The organism is Methylobacterium sp. GXF4 (assembly GCF_000272495.1).
Lineage (GTDB): Bacteria > Pseudomonadota > Alphaproteobacteria > Rhizobiales > Beijerinckiaceae > Methylobacterium > Methylobacterium brachiatum.
In genome coordinates, this window is the sequence record NZ_AKFK01000093.1 from 1 (window position 1) to 5,019 (window position 5,019).

Annotated in this window: 7 protein-coding genes; 4 read left to right on the forward strand and 3 right to left on the reverse strand. The window is 67.8% G+C overall.

The features are described from left to right. Positions 1-149: 149 nt before the first annotated feature. Positions 150-314: a hypothetical protein gene (locus WYO_RS31810; RefSeq protein ID WP_007568410.1), complete on the forward strand. Its 165-nt coding sequence runs from the start codon at positions 150-152 to the stop codon at positions 312-314. A 355-nt stretch (positions 315-669) separates the two neighbouring features. On the opposite strand, the gene WYO_RS26220 is transcribed toward WYO_RS31810, so the two are convergent. Then, the gene (locus tag WYO_RS26220) at positions 670-1,623 is read right to left on the reverse strand and encodes a metallophosphoesterase (protein ID WP_085985822.1); all 954 of its coding nucleotides are present in this window, start codon (positions 1,621-1,623) and stop codon (positions 670-672) included. Positions 1,624-2,363: 740 nt separating this feature from the next. On the opposite strand from WYO_RS26220, the gene WYO_RS26225 reads away from it, so the two are divergent. The 3 genes from WYO_RS26225 to WYO_RS26235 all read left to right on the forward strand — a co-directional run bounded on the left by WYO_RS26225 (position 2,364) and on the right by WYO_RS26235 (position 4,226). Further along, complete coding sequence (locus WYO_RS26225) at positions 2,364-2,852, forward strand: MucR family transcriptional regulator (protein ID WP_007568415.1); 489 nt, start codon at positions 2,364-2,366, stop codon at positions 2,850-2,852. 138 nt (positions 2,853-2,990) lie between these two features. Continuing rightward, positions 2,991-3,197 (forward strand): hypothetical protein, encoded by a 207-nt coding sequence (locus tag WYO_RS26230; protein WP_007568417.1) that lies wholly within the window; start codon positions 2,991-2,993, stop codon positions 3,195-3,197. Positions 3,198-3,455: 258 nt separating this feature from the next. Further along, on the forward strand, positions 3,456-4,226 hold the full coding sequence (locus WYO_RS26235) for a collagen-like protein (RefSeq protein WP_007568419.1): 771 nt from the start codon (positions 3,456-3,458) through the stop codon (positions 4,224-4,226). A gap of 238 nt (positions 4,227-4,464) precedes the next feature. Here WYO_RS26235 and WYO_RS26240 read toward each other — a convergent pair whose 3' ends face one another. Both WYO_RS26240 and WYO_RS26245 read right to left on the reverse strand, forming a co-directional pair. Beyond that, positions 4,465-4,686, reverse strand: coding sequence for a hypothetical protein (locus WYO_RS26240; RefSeq protein ID WP_007568421.1), 222 nt, complete (start codon positions 4,684-4,686; stop codon positions 4,465-4,467). Positions 4,687-4,766: 80 nt separating this feature from the next. Then, positions 4,767-5,019: hypothetical protein (locus WYO_RS26245; RefSeq protein WP_007568423.1), on the reverse strand; the 253-nt coding region annotated here is incomplete at its 5' end.

Genomic DNA, 5,019 nt, shown 5'->3' on the forward strand with positions numbered 1-5,019 from the left:
CCGGCTCCGGCCGCGCACGCCTGGACCGCGCAGGTCCTGAGATCCGCCCGTCTCCGGATGCCGGGGTCCCGCGCCCGGCTTCACCGGCCATCACCCCGGAACCGCCTGCAAAGCCCAGGACTTCACAGCGGAGAGCGAGGGTCGGGCCCATGACGACGTTACCGCGTGACACGAGTCCGGCCACCCCGGAACGGAGCCTGGGTCAGCGCCTGTTCGCGCGCCACGGCTCGACCGCGATCCTGGCCGTGGTGCTGCTGGTCGTGGTCGGCTGGATCGGTATCCTAGGCTGGGCGATGACGTGGATGCTCGGCTGACTCCACCTCGAAGGGATACGGCACAGGCGTGTCATCGGCCATCAGCGGGGCCGCCCGGCACAGACGCCAGAACTCGACCAGGCCGGCCGCGTAGGCGGCGAGGATCACGGCCGTCCAGTGCATGATCGTGTCCTCTCAAGAGCGTCGATGCAATGTCGTGCAGGCGAAAGCTTGACGTTTCCTCACCGGGCGTACTGATCGGTTCAGATCTGGCAATATAATGGCTCTTCGCGCTCACTACAGTGGCGGACCTGCACTTATTTTGCGCAATCTGCCTTTGTCCTCGGATTGCGATGAGATTGGACGGTATCGGGTGGTGATGGCCGCGCAGCGCGCGCGTCCGGCCCTCGATCGATCACGCCGCGTTGCCTCGGCAGCCCAAGCCATCCGCCTGAGTCCCAGCGTCGTCCGGGCGTCCGAGATCCACCACCACGATCTCGGGCGGCGCGCCGAGGCGTAATGGCCGGCCGGCCAGGAAATGCGAGCCGAGCCCGGCCGACACGATCAGGTCGCGCTGCGCCTCGACGATGTGCCCGTAGGCATAGCGCAGCCCGTAGCGCGACGGGATCCAGGGAGACCAACCCAGGATCCGCACCTGGCCGCCATGGGTGTGGCCGGACAGCGTGAGCGCGACCCGGGGGTCGAGGCCGGTCGCGAACAGATCCGGCTCATGCGCCAGCAGGAGGGCGGCCCCCTCGGCGGGCACGTCGCGGAGGGCCCGGGCGAGGATCTCGGACCGTTGCCGGTCGAGGCGATCCGGTGCCCGGGCGCGGCCCGGCGTCGCCTCGCTCTCGAGACCCGCCAGCCAGACCGGACCGGGGACATCGAGACGGATGGCGGCGTTTTCCAGGACGGCGATGCCGGCGGCCCGCAGCGCGCGCTCGGCCCGCGTCGGACCGTGACCGCGCCGGAGCGCCGCAGGATCGTCGCCCCAATCGTGGTTCCCCTGGATGGCGTAGACGCCCTTCGGCGCGTGCAGGAAGCGCAGACGATCGGCCACCACCTCGAACGGGACCCCGCCCGGATGCTGGGAGCCGTAATCGCCGAGCAGCACCGTGAGATCGGGGGCCATGGCATTGGTGCGTGCCACGACATCGGCGATCGCATCCGCGCCCATGCAGCGGGGATGGGCGTGGAAATCCGTGAGCACGGCGACCCGCATCGTCAGACCCGCCGGCCATCGGCGTGGGCATACGCGGTACCGCGTGACCTGCACCCGGTGCGGCTCGACCGCCGTCGCGTAGCCCGCGCCCGCGAGACTTCCGGCCGCCGCGCAGGCGGCGATCCAGGTCGGTCGGGACAGGAGCATGCGGCGGGTCAACATCGGTCGGCAACGCGTTGGGGAGGCCGCAGGCTTGGAGCACCTCACGAAACTCCCGGTTCCCGGGAGCCCACCCTTCGCACGCGACGGTGCGGCGGGAGTTTTATGAGAGGCTCTTAGCACAGGACGGCATTCCATCCGGCAGCACGTCCAGGGGATGCTGGGATCGGGCGCCTGATCCCGCCGGGCGAACGACGCGATCCCGCTGGCGCGGTCTTGCCACGGGTCCCTCGACCGGGCCCGAGGATGTCCACGCGAGAGTGGGCGCTCGCACCGTCAGCGAAACTCACGCCTCTGATTCGATGAGCGATCTTAGCTTTGGGTAGTAAAATATCGACGAGTATTGAAATATCAATGATAGCGGATTAATATAATCCATCCATTCCGCTGATCTACACCAGCGCGCTCGACATATTATTCGGATTTTCTCAAAAATACGCGGTCGATTGCCGAAAAAGGCCGCTACTTAATTCGCCCTTTCACTTGAATGAAGCGTAGAAAATTCATGGGATATACCAAAATAAATAATTACATTTATCGCAATATTCGTGCACACCAACGCAGATACTGATTTGTCACCGCTTATTAACGATTTTTTCGCCATTCGGTACGGCGTGAGAGGCATCGTTAACGCTCAATAAATTCCGCTTCAGAAATCCGGAACGGAATATTGCGTCCCTCGTAGAGAAGCTGAGATGTGATGCCAGTTGTGCCGTCAGGAGTCAGCGATGAACGACGATCTCGAAGCGCGGCAGCTCGATGTCCGGCATTTGGCGGCGAGCATCGTGGCCGCCTATGTTTCTAACAATCATGTCCAGGTCACCGACCTGCCGAAGCTACTCATAAGCGTCCACGCCGCCATACAGGCGGCCGCACAAGGAGGGGTTGCGCCGGTCGCGAGTTCCCCCGTCGAGAAGCCGTCGGCGGCCGAGATCCGACGCTCCGTGAGCCGTGATGCCCTGATCAGTTTCGAGGACGGAAAGCACTATAAGACCTTGAAACGGCATCTCACCGGTCGCGGGCTGACGCCGGAGAGCTACCGGGAGAAGTGGGGGCTGCCGCGGGATTACCCGATGGTCGCGCCCGACTATGCCGAACGGCGATCCGCGCTCGCGAAGGCGATCGGGTTGGGACGACCCGGCGCGAGCGAAGCCGAGCCCGATGACGGCGGGAGCGGGGCCGAGGCGAAGGGACGCGGGCGCAGGAAGACGGCCTGACACGATCGTCGACGGCAGGGCTGAGGAGCGCGCAGGCGCGGGTCGGCCGTCTCCTAACTCCCGGCCCGCACGCGTCTAGAATTCGACGCGCCGATACTGAAGAAGCGTTGCATCCGCTGGATGCCGAACGAGAGACCGATGCCACTGGCCCGTACCACCTGCCGGACCTGCGGCCAGACGATCCGGGCGGACACGACCTATTGCGTCTCCTGCGCAGTGCGCGACGCCGACAGCGATGCGGCCGTCTTCGACCGTTGGCTCGGCATCGGTCTCGGCGGGGCGGGCGTCGCTGTCGCGCTGGCATCCGCCTATATCGCCGCGCGGTACCTCAATATCCTCCCGTGATATCGCGCTGAGGCGATGGCGGCGCCGTCTCGTGATGGTGGCCCTGACGGCCCCGGCGCAGGATAGGCGGGTGCGATGTCGGCTGCGTTGCCGGCAGCCATGCCCGGCCCCCGTCGTTCGGCGCAGTCCCTGCGATTCCTTAGCCGTAAGACGACGTGCGGATCGCATGCAGCTGCGCCGAAATGTGTACGGCATGGGCGGATAGAGCGGCGCGACAGGCCGCCATACCCTGGCCGGGACGGTATGGGGGAGTCCCGGATGGCTCGGCGATCGGTTCTGGTCTTGGGGTTCTGCGTCCTGGCCTCCGCGGCGCAGGGAGCCGGGGACATCGCCGTGGACATGGCGATGATCTCGAATGGCGATCTTCGGGTCTTCGGCACCCTGGCCCCGCCCCGCGCGGCCAGGATCGTTCTCGACGACAAGTTCGACACGCGGGCGGATCAGGATGGCCGCTTCGCGTTCCGGATCCCCTACCATCCGGAAACCTGCGTGGTGACGCTGAAATCGGACTCGCTCAGCCGGCAGGCCGTGGTCGGCTATTGCGCCCGCCCTGCCGCCGGGAAGCAGGCCGCGACCGTGCCGTCCCCTCCGATCCCCGTGATGCTGGCGGCGAACACATCGAAGGGCGAGGTCGGCCCGCGCGGTCCGCAGGGAGCCGCCGGCCAGCAGGGCCCCGAAGGACCGCAAGGCGAGCGCGGTGCGAAGGGTGAGCCGGGCCCGGCCGGCCCCGTCGGCCCGCCCGGACCGATCGGGCAGGCCGGCCCGAAAGGCCAGGCGGGTGAGCGGGGTCCCGCGGGACCGGCCGGGCCCGAGGGCAAGCCGGGCGCCGCCATCGCGCTGCGGGTGCAGGTCGAGGATTGCACGGCGGGCGGGCGGTGTGTCGCGACCTGCATGACGGAGGAATTCGCCGTGAACGGCACCTGCAGCGGCGGCGAGCGTCCCGCGATGGACGAGAGCAGCATCTACTGTTTCGCGATGGGCGCGACACCGATTGCGATGAAGGCCCGGGCGATCTGCGCCCGGCGCTGACGCAAGCCGTCAGGCCAGCGCAACCGCGGCGCCTTTCGGAGCGGCCCGTCGGCGCCGTCGCGCTGGGGCGCGTGCCGGGGAATTCCGGACCGGCACCGGGCGACCCGTCAGATCGGATGCTGCTCTATCCAACCCAGGCTGACGAAGAGGATCCGTGAAACTTCGCGCTGACAAGTCGGGCAACCGCGATCACAGGTACCGGCCGGCTAGAATTGAGCCGTCCGAACGCGACGGGATCTCAGGACCGGCGCGGTCCGGGCGTGCGCGGCCGGAGCCGGTCCATCGCCCGGCACCACAGCGCGTCCGGAAGCCGGTACACCCGCGCCCCCCAGGCCATACCTGCCAGAGCCAGAAGAACCAGATACGCCAGACCCTCCAGCACCCGGCCCGGCGGCGTGTCCGCCTCGGCCCGGTCGTACCAGAGCGGGTCGGCGTCCCAGTGCGGATCGTTCTCGTCCAAGGCTGACCCCCTCCCGCCGTGCGGACCCGGCAAGGCCCGACCGCTGCGCAAATCGTTCACCAACCCGAACCGCCCGGGCCTCAACGCTCGCCCGGCAGCGGCCGCAGCAGCGCCCCGAGCAGGAAGCCGAGCTGGCCGCAGATCAGCAGCGCCGCCCCGCGCCGCAGCCCGCCGCCCGCGCTCAGGTGATGCACGTGGAACCCGTAGGCCAGCTCGACCGCCACCACCGGCAGGAACACCGGCAGACCCCAGACCGAGCCGAACCGCCCCAGACCCAGCCCGAGCAGCGCGTTCAGCAGAAGACCCTTCATGGCGATCTCGTCGCGACCTCTC

Excerpts from the sequence above, each read along its gene's own strand:
- WYO_RS31810 (WP_007568410.1), top strand. The coding sequence starts at position 150 with ATGACGACGTTACCGCGTGACACGAGTCCGGCCACCCCGGAACGGAGC.
- WYO_RS26220 (WP_085985822.1), bottom strand. The coding sequence starts at position 1,623 with ATGCTCCTGTCCCGACCGACCTGGATCGCCGCCTGCGCGGCGGCCGGA.
- WYO_RS26225 (WP_007568415.1), top strand. The coding sequence starts at position 2,364 with ATGAACGACGATCTCGAAGCGCGGCAGCTCGATGTCCGGCATTTGGCG.
- WYO_RS26230 (WP_007568417.1), top strand. The coding sequence starts at position 2,991 with ATGCCACTGGCCCGTACCACCTGCCGGACCTGCGGCCAGACGATCCGG.
- WYO_RS26235 (WP_007568419.1), top strand. The coding sequence starts at position 3,456 with ATGGCTCGGCGATCGGTTCTGGTCTTGGGGTTCTGCGTCCTGGCCTCC.